Here is an 18,842-nt window from a genome sequence, read left to right on the forward strand (position 1 = left end):
AATTTACTAACCGGAGGACAAAATTGAAAACAAACAAATTAATCTTTATACTAATTTTCGAACTTTTTTTATTCTCATGCAATCGAGAAAACATAGTTGAAACAAAAACTGAGTTGCCCAAGTCTGAAAAAATGCCTGAGCAAATTATCAAAGAAGAAAAGGAAAACAAAATTAAAATTCATCAAGAAAAAATTGATGAACTTATAGAAGAAATATATAATAAAAGCGAATTAATTTGGCCTCACAATACTGATAATATATTTTCTACTAGGAAATCTGATGATAATTTTTTTGATAAAAATGGAATTATTAATATAACATTCGATGAGAAAAAAAAAGAGGGAGAGATATATTATAAGAAAAACGGTAAAAAAACACTTGAATATAAAATAACTTATAAAGAAAATCAAACAGATAATGCTTATTATGTTTCAGAAATTGAACTTATAAGTCAAGTTAATATCGGTAAGATAGATAAAGAAATAATAGAAAAGCAAGTCAATGGAACACTAACAAACCTTTACGGTTATAGAGGTATAGCTGATTATTTTGTAGAATATGAGGCTGAAAATCATCCCTTAGAAAATGATGATTTGTGGTCTACCATCTTATTTTGTGCGGAAGGTAACTTTACGGATTCCGGCAGCGATGAGTATTTGGTTCTATTCCATATCGAAGACGGCGATGCTTCGACTTTTAGCACTTATATAAACAAAGTAAAAATATTTATAGTGCCTAAGCATAAGATAGTTAAAGAATATATTTTACCTGTTAAAGATATTTATTTTTCTCCTGACTTTGAAGTAGAGAATTTCGGGTTTGATATTGGCTTACATTATCCCCGCTCTTGCTGCCGAATTGCCGACTTTAATCAAAACGGAATAAACGAAATATATTTTTTCTGTGAGTATGGCTATTATGATGAGAATAATAAATATAGAGATCATAATTTTTTATTATTTGTGGAATTTCATAAAGATGGGTTTAAAACTAATTATGTTTGCCCGGATAGTTATAATCTGAGTTCTGTAGATTGGGAACAAAAAAGAATATATATGAAATCAAATAATTATGAAAATGAAAATACAGATTCAGATAAATTTGATTCGGTATTTTCTTGGGATGAAGATTTACAAAAATACGTACTTTTGAAAAAAACATATAAATTGTGGAGGAGACCATGACGCAAAACAACAAATTAAAACTAATCTTTATCTTAATATTAACGGCTTTTTTATTTTCGTGTTCTAAAGAAGTTAAAAAACCTGATGAAGAAAAAAGCGTAGCTGAAAGTAAACCGGTAGAAAATAAAATTGAAGAACAGAAATCAGAACCTCCTACACCTGAAAAGACAGCTGAACAACTTGAAGCGGAAGAAAAATACAAAAAAAGTAAAGAATATGAAGAAAAACTTAAGCAGCTTGGAGCCGAACTGGATAAGAAAGAAGACATCCTAAGATATAAATGTCCGGTATTTATGAGTATTGATAATCTGGCACAGAAAAAGGCTCCGGCTCTTTATAGTCATGTAGATAATTTTGACTTTATTCATTTTTATGAGGTAAAAAAAGATGGGGATTTTTGCTATTGTAAATATAAAGCTCCTACTCAAAACGGCGGAATTCTCGATTATCAGGTTACCTATAAGTGGTACAACCTTAAACAGATTTATCTTCCCCTTTCTTATGATCTTTTAAGTGAGAACAACATGGGAAAAATAAGTGAAGAGTTTATAGAAAACCAAACGCACGGTTCTTTATATAGTATGGAAAACGATGAAAAAAAACATGAAATGATAAAACTATTTGAAGATTACGAAAACACACAATATCCTTTATTTAGAAAGGTTGTCCATACCGATTGGGACACGGGAGTCAAAACTAAGGGATATAAACAGTATGATATGAGAATACTCGACTATGTAAAGGGAAACTTTACAAACTCAGGGTATGATGAATATTTTGTTATGTTTTATGAAGATGACCCGGATCCGGAAATGGGTGATCAATATATAAAAAGGGTGAGATGTTTTTTAGTTTCTGAAGGCAAGATAATCAATGATTATTATATTAGTAATTCAGGCGGTCGTTTTTACCCTGCGCTTACGCATGACAAACTTCCTGAAGTGAAAGATTTCGGGTATAAATTTTCACAAGGGTGGATAGCCGACCTTAATCAAAACGGAATAAATGAAATATATCTTGCCGCTTTATTTAATATAGAGGGCGGTGAAGTATTAATGATTGAATTTTCTGACAAGTCTTTTGTTACCGGTTATGTATATGATGCTAGGTATGATATTGAAAATGCTATAGTATTTATTGATTGGTATAAAAAAATGATAACAGCTGAATCAAGTGAATGGATAGATGATTATCAATGGAGCGATACTTTAAAAGAATTTATTTTATTAAAAAGAAAATATAGGAGGGATTAAGAAATGAAAAAAATTATTAAATTGATGGATGAAGATTTATTACTGGTAAGAGGCGGAACGGATAAGAAAAAATATAATTCTGTGGGTGAAATTATAAGAAGAACTAATTTGAAATATGCACAGGATGTTGTGCGTGAAGCGGCAATTTATCGTCCTCATGCAAAAGGAAACTTTGACTATGAAGGTGCAGCAGAAGATGTAACTTGGTGTAACCAATCAAGTTATGACGTAATGGAAGCTACCGGTGTCCATATGGAAGCTTTTTATGGAGAACCGGATGGGTATCAAGGAACAAAAGGACAAAGAGGAGCAGGATATTGGGTTAATGCAAATACAGCCTGTAAAAATGGTGAAAATTATATTGCTAACCATGCAAAAGAACAAGCCGATGCCAGAATGAAAGAAATAGGCTTTAAACCTATCACAATAGATGAAGAATTTAAAAAAACGCATACAGCAGATGAACTATATCTTGCAGAACAAAATAATCACACATATAAATGTAGATAATGTTCTTTTAGGAAGAATAACAGCCGGTGATTATATTGAACAGAAAAAAGCGGAAATAGCAGCACAAGAAAAAGCAAGAGCTGAAGCCGAGGCAAAACGAATAGCAGAAGAAAAAGCTGAAAGGGAAAGGCTTGAAAAAGAAAGACTTAAACAAGAGGAAGAAAATCGTAAGAGAGAAGATAAAATCACTAATCCTTCTCCCGGCCCTGCCCCTGATACTGATCCTAACAATCCTGATGGAAATACTGATGAACCTATAGATAATGATAGAGATGATAATGAGGATAATAATGAAGAAACAATAACTACTCCGCCTGACAACTCCGGCGGAGGAAATGGAACACCGCCTAAAGATGGTGACAGCGAAAGTCCTGCTCCTCCTTCCGAAGAAAATCCTTCTCCCGAAAACGGCGGAGGCGGAGGAGATAGCGGCGGTAATGAACCTGAACCTCCAAGCCCGCCCGGAGGCGGAGGCAGCGGAACAATTTATACGCCTTGGAGTACCGATACAGGCAATGAGTATTATTTGGATACTTTGTACGGCACAAAACCTTTTAGTGCACAAGAATCTGGTGCATTTAATTCTACAATCATAAGTAACGAATTATCCGCCTTACAGCCTGTAACAAGTTTAAATGTTGCGGGGTTCCCTGGAAACGATACTGCAATAAAACACTTGACTGCTATTACACACAAATGTTAAAATCTTAAATATGGAGGTTATAATGCAAAACAACAAATTAAAACTAATCTTTATCTTAATATTGGCTGCTTTTATATTTTCGTGTTCTAAAGAAGTTAAAGAACCTGCGGAAGAACAGAAGCCTGTCGAAGCAAAAGTTGAAACATCTACAAAAACAGAGTCTCAGTCTAAAGAAACTCAGGCAAAAGAAGAAAAAGCGGAAACAAAAGAGGTGATCCCCGAAACACCCGGTAAAAAGGCCGAAAAAGAGGGGCTTAAATATCTTTCCGATGAAAAGCACTATATGGCAAAGGGAAGTTTATTGTTTTATAACTTAAATATAAACGATACCTATGAACAGGCATTAGCCAAATTAAAAGATTTTGGAGTTAACGGTTTATATTCTACAGCAATGATGCCTAAAAGCTTACAAGAGATGGGCTGTAAGGCTTACATTCCTGATAATAAAACTTTAGAAGAAGATGCAAGTAATGATTTTTATATAATTTTTAAAGACGGTAAAATAATAAGATTTATCAAATTTTTTGCTTACAATCTGGGTTTTTATAAATTTTATCGGCCTGATGTAAAGAATATCTACCCTGAAATATGGGAGTTAGAAGTATCAAGCGGGAAGGGCTATACGTATTTTGAAACACCGGATCATTATACAGAGGAAAATAACGTTATTTATCGAAATGAGATATACTATCCGACAGAGGCGACAACCATTATAATGACCAGAGACGGGTATAAAACTTATTTTGAAGAAGCCGATCGACGGTCCGACGATATTTTGGAACTTGGCGATTTATATTTTTATGATCTTCACATAAAAGATGATATGGAAACAATAAAAACAAAACTTTTCAACAATTACATTATTTATAAAGGGGCGGGTTTTTCACCAGTGTCTGATTTGTATTATTCTGTTTATAAGGATAACCCGGATGGTTTTGAAAGTAGGGATGAAGAAGTTAGCGTTTGGTGGTATAAAGATAAAATTATACATCTAAGGGTACCGCCTTCCGATGAAGATACATACATATTAATGCATCATTTTCAAAGAAAGTACAAAGTTTTTGAAGGGCCCGGATATACAGGTACATGTTATGGCACTAGAATGGGTAGATATAAATATAATGTTTGGGTAAGGAAGGGTAAGGATTTTATGTTTACAATGGAAGATGAAACAGCATATATAGAAAATAAATTATGGAGGTTGAAGTATAAAAAATAAAAGAATTTATTTTCATCCAAAAGACTTGACGGCTATTACACATAGATGTTAAAATCTTGGATATGGAGGTAATAGTGAAAAAAGATAAATTACAGCTTATCGCTATCTTAATATTGACGGCTTTTTTATTTTCGTGTTCTAAAGAGGTTAAAGAACCTGCGGAAGAAAAAATTTTAGCTGAAAGTAAACCGGTAGAAAATAAAATTGAAGCAGTAAAGCCTGACCCTCCTGCACCTCAAAAGACAGCTGAACAACTTGAAGCTGAAGAAAAATACAAAAAAAGTAAAGCATACGAAGAAAAACTTAAACAGCTTCGAGATAAAGTTGGTATAAAACCTGATTTTATGTACATATACGATCCTTATATGGTAAAAGATATTGATCTTATAAATAATAAATTGATAATTCCTGCAAGTTATGAAAATGTACATTATATTGATGTTGAAAATATAGAATATGACGGAAAAATTTATCGCTGTATGCAAAAAATAGAAATTAAGCCGGGAGTTTTTTTACTGTATAAAATGACCTTGGAATATAATCCTCATGCAGATGTATATGTTGTTTTAGAAAACGAACTTATAAGCTCCATTAACATAGGTAAGATTAACAAAACAACGATAGAAAATCAAGTAAAAGGCGAAATCGTTACATTAAAAGATGATAAGGATAACACAAAATTAATTGAATTATTTGAAGATTACGAAAAAGAAAACTACTCTATGTTTTTTTCTGCTACGGATAAATTAAAAGTTCTTGATTATATAAAAGGAGATTTTACCAATTCAGGTTATGATGAATATGTTGTTTTCTTTAGTGATGGAAAAACAACGAAAGATTATATTAGCAGACTTCATTGCTTTATAGTTGAAAATGATAAAATTATAAATGAATATCCGATTGTACTGTACCCTGATGAGTATTTGGACAATAGAGAAATATTTAATTATACAGATGAAATTAAGTATAAATTTAGTTTTTCAACAGGCTTTATTGCAGATTTAAATCAAAATGATAAGAATGAGCTGTATTTTCAAACAGTATTTGTAGGCGGCACGGACTTTTATAGAGCAGAGTTTGAAGATGATTTTTTTAATATTAACCGAGTTTGTCTGCACAATTATAATTTTAAAAAACTTAATTGGCATATAAAAACAATTGTGATGGATATTCATGAAGAATATATTTACAGTCAGACAGGCTCCGGCAGTTATTCTCGCGGATATGCAGAATACCGGTGGAATGAAGATTTAAACGATTTTATTTTAAAGTATAAAAAAGTAACCGAAAAATACGGCTGGGAAAAACCTAAGGAGTAAGAGTAATGAATACAAGCAAAAAAATTATTAGATTAACTGATGAAGCTCTATTAATGGTAAGAGGTGGTTTTGATTCTGATATTTCTGATGAAACTGATAAAAAAAATATTGATGAAAATCCTTTAAAAGGAAATAACCGGAGAGTTTATGAAATTACGGAAAATAATATTAATGCGGCAATATATCAACGAGGTGCAAGGTCTAATTATGATTATAATGGATTAAATGAGAATTCAACAAGTTGTAATCAGCATAGTTTTGATGTAGGACATTCCACAGGCTTTCATATGGATGGGTTTTATGGTAATCAATCCCTGCAGAAAAAAGGCAGGATGCGCGGTTATGATGTAAATGCAACAGCTGCATATGATAATATAGTTAGCTATGTTAAAGAATATCCAAAGAAATATCTTGAAATGCATATTAATAATGATATACCTATGGATATAGGTAATGATTTTTCAAGAACTGAACATGGCAGCAGATTAGATAAAGGAGCAGAATATGCAGATAAATGCAAGGCATTGCTCAAATTTGGAGAAGATGTTTGTCCGATAAAAATAATAGAAGATGGTGAACAAGCCCAAAGACTTGTAAATGAAAAGGAATTTACTGTCTTTGCATTATGGAGAAATCCTGAGGCAAAAAAGGGGCTGAGTAGTCATATTGCAGTTGTTGTTGAAGATAAAAATCCATATGATCCTGCCAAAGGACCTCTTATGGGTAATGTTGGATGGAATAATGGCATTATATACCAAAATGAAAGAGCCTTTGGTAAAACATATAAATATAAATATGAAAAGACAGCAGATGGAAAGCCAAAATCAATAGATAAAAAAATTATATATGTCTATGATGTAACACAAACAGGAAAACCAGATACGCAAGCAGATGGATTTTGTGGTATTGCACATGATTTTGCAACAGGAAAACAATCCATTTCGATACATGACCCTAATTATGATGAAAATGATTATATGAATTATAAAAAAAGAAAAGTAGAAGAGGATAAATATCTTGGAAAGCTAAAAGAAGAAATATCTGAAGAGTATTTAAAACAACACCCTGGATTATATAATTCTGAATCAAAAAATTTTAATTTTGATAATCCTTTTTTTACTTATGAACTTACAAAATACGCTTTAGGGAAGACGGCTTTTTCTGTCTTAATTGACACAAGAGCTGATGATCTAAGAAAAGTATTAAGAAATAATAACATGACTTTATTATCGGCAATAAAAAAAGGAGATAAAAATGTAGATAATGTTCTTTTAGGAAGAATAACAGCCGGTGATTATATTGAACAGAAAAAAGCGGAAATAGCAGCACAAGAAAAAGCAAGAGCTGAAGCCGAAGCAAAACGGATAGCCGAGGTAAAACGGATAGCACAAGCAAAAGCAAAGGCCGAAGCTGAGGTAAAACGAATAGCAGAAGAAAAAGCGGCAAGAGAAAAAGCTAAAAGGGAAAGGCTTGAAAAAGAAAGACTTAAGCAAGAGGAAGAAAATCGTAAGAGAGAAGATAAAATCGCTAATCCTTCTCCCGGCCCTGCCCCTGATACTGATCCTAACGATACCGATAATGATACAAATGATAATGATAGAGATGATAAAAAAGATAAAGACCCTGAACCATGGATAAATAAACCGGATACCACAAAGAAGGAGAATGATAAAAATACCGGCGGAGGAAACAAGACTCCTCCCAAATCCGGTAACGATGAAAATCCCCCTCCTCCTAAAAATAACCCGCCTCCCAAAAAAGGCGGAGGAGATAGCGGCATCAGCAAACCTAAACCGCCAAGCCCGCCCGGAGGCGGAGGAGGAAGTAAACCTAAACCGCCAAAATCACCCGGAGGCGGCAGCGGAGTAATTTATACGCCTTCAAGTACCGATACGGGCAATGAATATTATTTGGATACTTTGTACGGCGCAAAACCTTTTAGTGCACAAGAATCGAGTGCATTTAATTCTACAATTATAAGTAACGAATTGTCCGCCTTACAGCCTGTAAGTAGTTTAAATGTTGCAGGGCTTCCTGTAAACGATGTTGCAATAAGAAAAGAGCCGTTTGGGGTGTAGGGAATTTAAATCTAAAACACTTGACAATTTCTATATATAGATGTTAAAATCTTAAGGTATGGAGGTTATAGTGAAAAAAGACAAATTAAAACTTATTTTTATCTTAATATTAGCGGTTCTTTTATTCTCGTGTTCTAAAGAGGCTAAAGAACAGAAGCCTGTTGAAGCAAAAGTTGAAACATCTACAAAAACAGAGTCTCAGTCTAAAGAAACTCAGGCAAAAGAAGAAAAAACGGAAAAAGAAAAAGAGGTTGTAGCCGAAGATTCTAATAAAGAGGCCGAAAAAGAGGGGCTTAGATATCTTTCCGATGAAAAGCACTATATGGCAAAGGGAAGTTTATTATTTTATAACTTAAATATAAATGACACCTATGAACAGGCATTAGCCAAATTAAAAGAGTTCGGAGTTAACGGTTTATATCCTACAGCAATGATGCCTAAAAGCTTACAAGAGATGGGCTGTAAGGCTTACATTCCTGATTATAAAACCTTAGGGAAAGACTCAAGTAATGATTTTTATATAATCTTTAAAGATGACAAAATAATAAGATTTATCAAGTTTTTTGCTTACGATCTGGGATTTTATAAATTTTATCTTCCCGATTCAAAAAGAGTTGCCTTTGATGCACTCGATTTAAAAAAGTCAAGCGGGAAAGGCTATACATATTATGAAACGCCGGATTATGATTCATACACAAAGGAAAATAATGTTATTTATCGAAGCGAGGTATACTATCCGACAGAGGCGACAACCATTATAATGACCAGAGACGGGTATAAAACTTATTTTGAAGAAGCCGATCGAAAATCCGATGATATATTGGAACTTGGAGATTTATATTTTTATGGACTCCACATAAAAGATGATATGGAAACGGTAAAAACAAAACTTGACAGCCATGGTATCATTTATAAAAAGGTATTTTTTGAACCAAAGTCATATCTGTTTGATGAAGTTTTGGATGCCGAGTTCAAGTATAGACTAGACGGTGTTGAAAGTACGGATGAAAAGATTACTGTCTGGAACTATAATGGCAAAGTTATATATTTAAGGGTTTATCCTACTGATGAAGATACATATATATTAATGCATTGTTTTCAAAGAAAATATAAAGTTTTTGAAGGTTTTGGATCTCCTACATGGTATGGTACTAAAATGGGTAGATATAAATATAATTTTCGGTTACTAAGTGGAAGCGGTTTTATGTTTGAAATGTCAGATGAAAGTGTATATTATTATTATTAATTATGGAGGGAAAGTATGAAAAAGAAGGGCTTATACAGAAAGCTTAGTATGTCTGAACTTAAAAATATTTTTGGCGGAGAAATGCTTGATGATCAGGGCCGAAAGATTGTACGCAAAAATCTTGATGGAGTTTATTCGATAAAAGGAGGAATTGTTGTTGAGGTAGGTTATGCTAAAGATAGCAATAAAGACGGCTATGGAAATTATATTCTTGTAAAAGATCAAAAAAACGGAGTACTTGTAAGATATGCTCACTTGGATAAAATAAATGTAAAGAAAGGACAGATGGTGAATAAGGAAGACGAAATAGGCATAATGGGCAGCTCCGGCACAAAAAGCAAACATTTGCATGTTTCGGTATATAAAGATAGTAATAGAGATGATCCTATGGAATATGCAGCTTCAGATCTTACAATGGATAAGGGTAGACAGGTCGATCCTTTAGGATACATAAGGGATAAAGGCGTATGGCCCACAAATACACGAATCTCAGGCGGTTTTAATGAACCTTATGATTTTAGTCTTATAAATAGTTGGTACACCCATGAAGGTGTTGATTTTTCAGGGCGTACTAATCCAAAAGCTTATAATAGACTTATTACCGATTATCAATGCGGTCTTAAAGGAGACGGTCATTATAATTTTTATGAAGATCATAAAGATAATTATGAATTATATATTCGTACAAGAGACCATCAAAATAAAACTATGAATATTTTAAGAGAAAAATGGATAAATCTTGGCGGTAAAGAAAATCTAACAGAAACACTTGACGGTGTTAATAAAGAAATAAAAGCTATTGAGGATAATATAACTAAAAGTAAAAATAAATTATCTGAAATTGAAGATAGTATAACAAAAACAGAAGATATCCTTTTTCCGTCTTTTTTCAAAAAAAAGATTTTGACGAATTTGCAAGAAGAATTAAATAAAGCAAAAAAAGAGTTGGATGATTTAGAAGATTTACTTAGATCAGAAAGAAAAGAAAAAGAAGATTTTAAAACGCTTGCAGGTCAAATGGAGAGAGCCGGATCGGTTGAGTTTGCAAAAAAAATAGATAAGTTAAATGATGCAAAAGCTTATAGAGATAAGTTGAAACATGAATTTGAAAAAATAGCAAAAGAAAATGAAGAAATGCAAAAGAATCCTGCATATTCAAATGATGATAAAGCAAAGTATGCAGACTATGTAAGTAAAAAAAGGGAAGCATTAGAAAAAGCAGAAGCTAATATAAGCATTGTTGAAAGTAATTTAACAAAGTATATAATCGGAAAAAAAGAACAGGAATTATTAGTAATTTCCGACCCGCAAAAGCCTGATTTAGCAGGGCCGACAAATACTGAAACCGGGCAAACTAATCAAACTACTACTACTAATACCGGTAGTAATAATTCCGATTCTTCTTCTGAAAAAAATACAGATCCTGAGCCATGGGCAAGTAATACAGATTCCACTAAGAAGAATGATAAAAAAGATGACGACGGAAACAGGTCTACTCAACCAGCTCCTACTACTAATACCGGTAGTAATAATTCCGATTCTTCTTCTAAAAAAGATAAAGACCCTGAACCATGGATAAATAAACCGGATACCACAAAGAAGGAGAATGATAAAAATACCGGCGGAGGAAACAAGACTCCTCCCAAATCCGGTAACGATGAAAATCCCTCTCCTCCTAAAAATAACCCGCCTCCCAAAAAAGGCGGGGGAGATAGCGGCATCAGCAAACCTAAACCGCCAAGCCCGCCCGGAGGCGGAGGAGGAAGTAAACCTAAACCGCCAAAATCACCCGGAGGCGGCAGCGGAGTAATTTATACGCCTTCAAGCATGGATACAGGCAATGAATATTATTTGGATACTTTGTACGGCACAAAACCTTTTAGTGCACAAGAATCGAGTGCATTTAATTCTACAATTATAAGTAACGAATTGTCCGCCTTACAGCCTGTAAGTAGTTTAAATGTTGCAGGGCTTCCTGTAAACGATGTTGCAATAAGAAAAGAGCCGTTTGGGGTGTAGGGAGCTGTGTTTATTAAAAAATCCAATTTAACCGTGGTCTTGCAGCATGACAGTCAAGACTGCGGGCCTGCTTGCCTTGCTTCCGTTTGCAAATATTACGGGAAAAGAATCCCTATTTCTTATATACGCAAAATAGCAGGTACCGATAAAGGCGGTACATCAGGATACGGAATTGTCCGCGGTGCAGAAGAATTAGGGTTTTCATGTCAGGGAGCTTTAAGTCCCGAAAAAGAATTTTCCGAGGACATTGTGTTCCCTGTAATTGCTCATTTAAAAAGAAATGATTCAGAGCATTATGTTGTAATTTTTAAAATTAAAAAAGATAACGTAATTATAGGAGACCCTGCTTCAGGGCTTTTGAAAATACCTATAAGTGAATTTAAAAAAGAGTGGACCGGTGTCTTTTTTGTTTTAACTCCTCAAGAAAAATTTAAATTAAATAAAGATTCAGGCAGTATTTTAACCCGTTTTTTTTATCTTTTAAAGCCCCATAAAAAAATAGTAGGCGAAGTTCTTACGGCAAGTATACTCTTAAGTTTTTTAGGTATAATCGTTGCTTTTTATTTTCGGTTTTTGGTTGATGAAGTTTTATATTCAGGTACAAAAATAACGCTTAACTTGGTTTCTTTAGGATACCTTGTTGTAATTATTTTTCAAACGCTGTTAAATATTTCGCGTAATCAACTTATGCTTCATATGAGCAGTAAGATGGAAGCGGCCTTAAGTTTTGAGTACTTTGATCATGTTCTTCATCTTCCGATGGATTTTTTTACTACACGCAAAACAGGAGAGGTGCTTTCCCGTATTCATGATGTAAATACTATAAGACAGGTTCTATCTTCTACAGGAATGAATATTATTTTGGACTCCCTAATGCTTGCTGTAGGCGGAGCTTTTTTATGTGCCTCAGGCGGTATACTCATGCTGATTGCCATTATTCCGGTTATTATTTCTGCCGTTGTAATATGTTTTTTTGTAAGTCCCTATAGGCGAATGATAAAAGAAAAAGCCGTAATAGATGCCGAAAAATATTCGGGTATGGTAGAGTCCATAAACGGAATAGGAACGGTGAAAGCTCTTTCAAGTGAAGACCTTGCATTTGAGCGGACAGAAGTAAAAATGGTAGACTCCGTAAATAAGGGAATTGAAATAGGTACTCTTGCAAATATAGAAAATGCCGTGCAAATGGCTCTTTCTCAGCTTGGAACTTTAGGTGTTTATTGGGTAGGCAGTTTTAAAATATTAAACGGAACAATGAGCCTCGGACAATTGATAGCTTTTTCTATTTTGTCGGGATATTTTTTAGGCCCATTAGGGCGTTTATTAACCTTACAGCCTACATTACAGGAAGCCTTTGTTGCAGCCAACCGTCTTTCCGAAATACTTGATATGCCTATCGAAAAAACAACCTACTCGGGAAAAACTAAAATAGAAAATATAGAAGGTTCTATCGAAATTAAAAACTTATGTTTTGCATACGGTTTACATGGCAACACACTAGAAAATATTAATTTAAATATCAAGCCCGGAATGAAAATTGCTTTTGTAGGAGCCTCCGGTTCAGGCAAAACAACGCTTGTAAAACTGCTTATGAAATTTTATAATTTTCAAAGCGGGGAAATTCTTATTGACGGTTTAAATATAAAAGACTTGGAAACCGAATCATACCGTAAACTTATAGGTTATGTGCCGCAAGAAGTTCTGTTATTTTCAGGTTCTATTCGAGAAAATATTTTATGGGGAAACGGATTTTTACCTGAAAAAGCTTTATACTATGCCGCAAAAGCTTCCCGCTCCGATGCTTTTATAAACAAGCTGCCCGATCGTTACGAAACAATTATAGGAGAGCGGGGCGCAACTCTTTCAGGCGGAGAACGGCAGCGTATAGCCTTGGCCCGCATTTTACTTAGAGAACCTAAAATATTGATACTTGATGAGGCAACTGCAAGTTTAGATGCTATTACCGAAAAAGCTATAATGAGTACAATCGAAGAAATAATTGAAAATAAAACAACAATTATTGTTGCTCACAGACTTTCGACAATTATAAATTGCGATAAAATTTTTGTATTTGATGGAGGTAAAATAAAAGAAGAAGGAACACACAAAGAGCTTATTTTAAAAAACGGAATATATACCGATCTTTGGAATGCTCAAAATACGGATATCTAACTTTTATTTTTGACTATGAAACCAATACGTCTTATACATCTTAAAGATTTACGTTATAAACATGAAATATTTTTACAAAAACCGCCGGCCGTTTTAACTGTTTTTATTTATATAATCGGCAGTCTAATGTTGTTTGCTTTTTTATATTGCACATTCGGAAAAATGGAAGAAGTAGTATATGCAAAAGGTCAGGTACGGCCCGTACAAAATATATCATTGGTAAAAAATATAGTTGCAGGTGAGATTGTACAAATAAATTATGTGCCGGGACAAAAGATAGAAAAAGGCTCGCAGCTTTTAAAAATTGATGCAGGTATTTATTCGGCAAGAAAAGAAGCTCTCCAAACCTACTATGATGAAGTGAATAAAAAAATTGAAGGAGTTAAAAATTTAATTAAAAGTTATAATGCCGGTAAGAATTTAATTTCTAAAAAAGATAGTTTAACCTATGCACGCTTTATGGTTTACAAAAATGAAAAAGAGATTTTAACAAAGCGTTATAACATGGTAAAAAAATTATGGCTTGAAGCACTTGAACTGCCCGCAACAGCAGTTCAACCTGCACGCTTAAGAGAATTAAAGTATCAATCGGATATAGCTGAATTGGATTTGACTACCTACAAAAATAAATTTATCAATTCTCTTCTTTCGGAATTGGATGCACTTTTAATAGAAAAGGAAAGAGTATATAGTCAACTAAAAGATGCTGATCTTTCTTTAAAAAATACTTGCATTATATCGCCCATATCGGGTTATGTGCAAGAAATATCTTCTTTAAATAAAGGAGATTATATTAATGCCGGACAGTCGATTCTTAACATTGTTCCTGATGCAACGGATAATTATAAAATTGAAATTCGTGTACCTGCAAAAGATGCAGGTAAAATAACCGAAAACATGAAAATAAAATACCGGTTTACTGCATTCCCCTATCATGAATTCGGCGGGCTTACAGGCGAGGTTATCAATATAGAGCCCGATTCATTTATAGATCGTGACGGTTCGGTTTATTTTGCCGTTACAGGTAATCTCGATAAAAATATATTAGTTGATAAAGAAAAAAAAGAATATCGTGTAAAACCCGGTTTAGAAATTGATGCACGTATTATTTTAAAAGAACAAAGTATTTTATGGCATTTTTTAAAAACAATGGATCTTGTATGGTAAAAAAAATTTTTTTTATATTTATATGTTGTATGGTATCTTCATTATATGCAATTGAATATGAAGACTTTATTGACATAGTTTTAACAAACAGTAATGAATATCAAAAGGCTCTTAGTAAATATAATATAAAAAAAATAGCAGCACAAAAAACACAATATAGATGGATTCCTAAACTATCATTAGATTTAAACTATATTGGAAATATGGAAGTTAAAAGCCGTGATCAAATACATGCTTTTACAACAGGTCTTAATTTAAAACAAACCTTGCCGATGGGAATGGGGTTAAATTTTAATATCAATAATACTTTTGCCTTAGCTAAAATACAAGGGGCAAAAAATGAATACAGCTCTTCTGCTAAGAGTCAATTTTTAATGCCGCTTTACTTTTTTGCTCCCGGTATTTTAAAACCTTATTCCGAATATGAGATTTATTTAGGCAAAGATAGTATTAATTTTGCCGATTTGGAATTAAAACGGATAAAACAAAAAATAATAGCAGAGGCCGTATATATTGCTGTTTCTTATTGGCTACAAAAAAAGACTCTTGAAATTGAAGAAGAAAAACTGCAAATAGATTTACAACTAGGTTTAAATGATGAAGCTTTATGGAAGCAAGGAAAACTTTCTACACTTGAACTTTCAGAAAAGAATACAAGAAGATATAATAATCAATTAAATCTTTTAAATTCAAAAAGAAGATACCTTCAAATGCTTCATAGTTTAAATTTAACGGGAGTGAGCGATGATACGATACCGGAGAAAATTGAACCTTGGATAAAAAAACTTGAAAACTACATTTCTTATGAGTATATAAATGAAGAAATAGAATTAGAGCTTAAACAAAAACAGTTAAAAATAAATCAATATTATACATTGAAAGAACAGCTTAATAGGCTGCCGTCATTTATATTTTCATTTACGGTTGATCCTGCTTCCAAATCAAAGGGAGGCGTTAAATTTAATGATACTATTCAAAATTACTGGAAGGCAGATAAAAACTGGCTTTTTAATTTTGCCATTGGAATAAATATTCCGCTGTCTCCCCTTGATGAAGCCTATGATATAGATAAGACAGCCAAAGAATTACTTAATTTAAATAAGTTAGAAATAGAAGCTCTTAATATCAATCATCAAAATAAAAAAGAAGTTCATGAAATAAATTTAAACATCTTAAATAAAATATGCATTTTAGCAGAAAAAAACAAACAAGATATACAAAATCGCTTGACCTCTTCGGAAGTTTTACTAAAACAAGGATATATAACCGAGATTGATTTTAAAATTCAAAATCTTGATTATCGGCTTTCGCAATTAAACAGTCTAAAAGCCAGACTTGATTACATAATTGAAGTCTTAAATTATTAAATTTTTTTATTTTCCTCGCCCCCTTTTATTATTTTAAAAATAGGTTTATACTAAACAAAGGGCTTCTTGTTTTAAAAAAATGAGTTTTTGCTCTGTGCCTCTTTTTAAAAACATGGAGCCTAAAGGAGAAGAGTATGCAATCATTAAAAGGAACAAAGACCGAACAAAATATTCTTTCGGCCTTTATCGGCGAGTCTCAGGCTCGTAACAAGTACACATTTTGGGCAAGTGCAGCCGAAAAAGAAGGTTTTGTGCAAATTGCAAGAATCTTTATCGAAACTGCGGAGCAGGAAAGGGAACATGCAAAGCGCCTCTTTAATTTTTTAGAAGGCGGAGATGTTACCGTTTCTGCAACGGCCCCTGCGGGCGTGGTCGGCACAACCTTGGAAAACTTAAAGCAGGCAGCGGCCGGTGAAAACCACGAATGGCAGCACATGTATCCTGAGTTTGCTAAGACGGCAAGGGAAGAAGGCTTCCCCCTAATCGCTGCCGTTATGGACAGCATCGCTGTTGCCGAAAAGTACCATGCAGAAAGGTATGAGGCCTTTATCAAAAGGATCGAGGAGAATTCCATGTGGGTACAAGAAAGTCCGACAACATGGAAGTGCTTAAACTGCGGCTTTATCGTAGTCAGCAAAAGTGCTCCCGAAAAATGCCCTGCCTGTGCTTATCCCAAAGCTTACTTTGCCCGCTTGGAAGAAAGTTTTTAAACTCGGCTTTTAAAGCCGACTTAAGTTAAGCTTGAATCAAACGGTAAGCTTATCGTGCCAAAGGGGGCTTTTCAATTTTTTGATAAGCCCCTCTTTAATAAGCTCTTCGCTTAAACGCTTTACATCCCCTGCTTCCCAAAATTCCTTCTTTGAAGAAAAAAAATCGATCGCTTCATTTTGAGTAAAAATTCTTTTGTTTGCTTTTATGAACCTTACAAAAAGCCTTTCGTCTTCGGGATATTGAACTGCTGTCTTATTGCAAATATCGCAGCCCGAACAGGCGATTACCTCTTCATCGGGGTTTGTCGCCTCTGCCCTTGTTTCGCCGAGGGCCTTTAATAGAACTGATCTTCGGCATTTTCCGCTTTCGGCAAAGTCTTTAAGAACCCCGGCCCTAAGGCGCTGTTTTTCGGGCAAGAGCTCTATCCGCTTTTTATCGGCAGGAGACCATAAAAGAACAGCCTCGGCTATGCTCCCGTCACGCCCGCCTCTTCCGGCTTCTTGAATATAGGCTTCCGCAGTAGGAGAAGGATCCATGTGGATTACGGTTTTAACATCCTTCTTGTCGACTCCCATCCCCCAAGCACAAGTACATATTAGTATGCCGCTTTTATGTGCATGGAACCATTTTTCGGTTTCGGCTTTTTCTTCTCTTTCGAGGCCTGCATGATAAAACCTTATATTTTCGTCGTTTAAGTGCAGACGCAAAAAAGAAGCCGTCTGCTCGGTTCCTTTCCGGCTTGAGCAAAAAATAACCATGGGCCTTTTTCTTTTTTTTACTTCCTCAAGAAGGGCAGGATTTTTTACCCTGCAATGCCTTACAAAATAAATTATATTTGTTCTGTCCGATTCGCCTCGAACCAAATGAGCCCTTCCTTCAAAAAGAATCTCGGCAATGCGCTGTAAGACAGGCGGGCTCGCCGTTGCGGTAAAGGCTGAAACGGCGTAGGGGTGAAGCTTTTTGATTATGTTTGTAAGTTCAAGATAGGCCGGCCTAAAACTGTCTCCCCATTCGGTAACGCAGTGGGCCTCGTCTATCGCCAAGTGAACCACATTGCAGGCTGCAATCCTGTCGATTAGATTCCCGGCTGAAAGAACCTCGGGGTTTGCAATTATGAGCTTTGCAGGAGGCTTTCCGTCGCTTCCTTCCATGCGGGCAAGCTGTGCTTCTCTTTCTTCTTTAGTTTGACCGCCCTTAAAGATAACAGGCTCAAGTCCTCCCTCCGCCATGCGCCTAAACTGGTCGCTCATAAGGGCTAAAAGAGGATAGATGATTACGGTAGGCCCGTCCAACAAGAGGGCCGGAACTTGAAAGCACAAAGACTTTCCTGCTCCTGTCGGTAGGAGAATAATTTGCCTTCCTCTCATAATTCCGTCCTCATCATAGAGCTCAGTAAGTTTTTCTTCTTCGGTATTTGCGGTAATCTTTTGGAGCAATCTTGTTTTTGCATCCTTGTCCGAATCCGAAACTTCCCCGTTTTTCTTTTCAATCTCAATTTGTTCCGCTTCAATGCGGGCTTCGGCTGCATGAACCGCATCCAAGATATTGGCTATTGCAAGCCTCTGCCAAGGATATAGCGACGGAATCCCGAAAACGTTTTTTGCACAAACCGCAACGGCATCCTCGGTTTTTTCCAAACTGTATTCGGGATTGTCGGTCTCGCATACAAAGGGGCAATAAAGATCGTCAGGCGTATCGTCCCAGCGGTAAAGCTCTTCCATTGCTTTTAAATTTTGATTTTCCATTTTCACCTCTCAATATTATTGTACGAGATAGATGAAAGAAATAGTAATTTTTTAAAAAGAAATTATAAATAATATTTTGTGCCTCTACCGCTGCCTTCTTTATAACAAACGCAAACGCAACGTGTTTTTTTGCGTTTCATTTGCGTTTG

Annotated in this window: 14 protein-coding genes; 13 read left to right on the forward strand and 1 reads right to left on the reverse strand. The window is 34.6% G+C overall.

The genetic code is table 11. The annotated features are described in order from the left end of the window. Window positions 1-23: 23 nt before the first annotated feature. The 13 genes from E4O04_RS02140 (at window position 24) to rbr (ending at window position 16,947) form a co-directional block, all read left to right on the forward strand. Window positions 24-1,184: a hypothetical protein gene (locus E4O04_RS02140; RefSeq protein WP_253709552.1), complete on the forward strand. Its 1,161-nt coding sequence runs from the start codon at window positions 24-26 to the stop codon at window positions 1,182-1,184. Continuing rightward, window positions 1,181-2,437, forward strand: coding sequence for a clustered-type lipoprotein (locus E4O04_RS02145; protein ID WP_253709554.1), 1,257 nt, complete (start codon window positions 1,181-1,183; stop codon window positions 2,435-2,437). Before E4O04_RS02140 ends, E4O04_RS02145 begins: the two co-directional genes overlap by 4 nt. A gap of 3 nt (window positions 2,438-2,440) precedes the next feature. Further along, window positions 2,441-2,947 (forward strand): bacteriocin-type signal sequence, encoded by a 507-nt coding sequence (locus E4O04_RS02150; protein WP_253709557.1) that lies wholly within the window; start codon window positions 2,441-2,443, stop codon window positions 2,945-2,947. Further along, window positions 2,868-3,650: a hypothetical protein gene (locus tag E4O04_RS02155; protein WP_253709560.1), complete on the forward strand. Its 783-nt coding sequence runs from the start codon at window positions 2,868-2,870 to the stop codon at window positions 3,648-3,650. The genes E4O04_RS02150 and E4O04_RS02155 overlap by 80 nt, the downstream gene beginning before the upstream one ends. A 22-nt stretch (window positions 3,651-3,672) precedes the next feature. Next, window positions 3,673-4,869, forward strand: coding sequence for a hypothetical protein (locus E4O04_RS02160; RefSeq protein ID WP_253709562.1), 1,197 nt, complete (start codon window positions 3,673-3,675; stop codon window positions 4,867-4,869). 74 nt (window positions 4,870-4,943) lie between these two features. Then, window positions 4,944-6,188, forward strand: coding sequence for a hypothetical protein (locus E4O04_RS02165; RefSeq protein ID WP_253677816.1), 1,245 nt, complete (start codon window positions 4,944-4,946; stop codon window positions 6,186-6,188). 5 nt (window positions 6,189-6,193) lie between these two features. Continuing rightward, the gene (locus E4O04_RS02170; RefSeq protein ID WP_253709565.1) at window positions 6,194-8,266 is read left to right on the forward strand and encodes a hypothetical protein; all 2,073 of its coding nucleotides are present in this window, start codon (window positions 6,194-6,196) and stop codon (window positions 8,264-8,266) included. A 70-nt stretch (window positions 8,267-8,336) separates the two neighbouring features. Next, on the forward strand, window positions 8,337-9,512 hold the full coding sequence (locus E4O04_RS02175) for a hypothetical protein (protein WP_253709567.1): 1,176 nt from the start codon (window positions 8,337-8,339) through the stop codon (window positions 9,510-9,512). 15 nt (window positions 9,513-9,527) lie between these two features. Further along, a complete protein-coding gene (locus E4O04_RS02180) occupies window positions 9,528-11,531 on the forward strand; it encodes a M23 family metallopeptidase (RefSeq protein ID WP_253709570.1) in 2,004 nt (667 codons plus the stop codon). Window positions 11,532-11,537: 6 nt separating this feature from the next. Further along, window positions 11,538-13,703: a peptidase domain-containing ABC transporter gene (locus tag E4O04_RS02185; protein ID WP_253709573.1), complete on the forward strand. Its 2,166-nt coding sequence runs from the start codon at window positions 11,538-11,540 to the stop codon at window positions 13,701-13,703. A gap of 15 nt (window positions 13,704-13,718) precedes the next feature. After that, complete coding sequence (locus tag E4O04_RS02190; RefSeq protein ID WP_253709575.1) at window positions 13,719-14,870, forward strand: beta-barrel domain-containing protein; 1,152 nt, start codon at window positions 13,719-13,721, stop codon at window positions 14,868-14,870. Window positions 14,871-14,899: 29 nt separating this feature from the next. After that, on the forward strand, window positions 14,900-16,237 hold the full coding sequence (locus E4O04_RS02195) for a TolC family protein (protein WP_253677823.1): 1,338 nt from the start codon (window positions 14,900-14,902) through the stop codon (window positions 16,235-16,237). Between the two features lie 134 nt (window positions 16,238-16,371). Next, on the forward strand, window positions 16,372-16,947 hold the full coding sequence (rbr, locus tag E4O04_RS02200; RefSeq protein ID WP_253677824.1) for a rubrerythrin: 576 nt from the start codon (window positions 16,372-16,374) through the stop codon (window positions 16,945-16,947). Between the two features lie 36 nt (window positions 16,948-16,983). Here the strand turns inward: rbr and E4O04_RS02205 are convergent, their stop codons facing one another. After that, window positions 16,984-18,693 carry a RecQ family ATP-dependent DNA helicase gene (locus E4O04_RS02205; protein WP_253677825.1) on the reverse strand — a complete coding sequence of 570 codons (1,710 nt, stop codon included), beginning with the start codon at window positions 18,691-18,693 and terminating at the stop codon, window positions 16,984-16,986. Window positions 18,694-18,842: the final 149 nt, after the last annotated feature.

Source organism: Treponema sp. OMZ 799, from assembly GCF_024181365.1.
GTDB lineage: Bacteria > Spirochaetota > Spirochaetia > Treponematales > Treponemataceae > Treponema_B.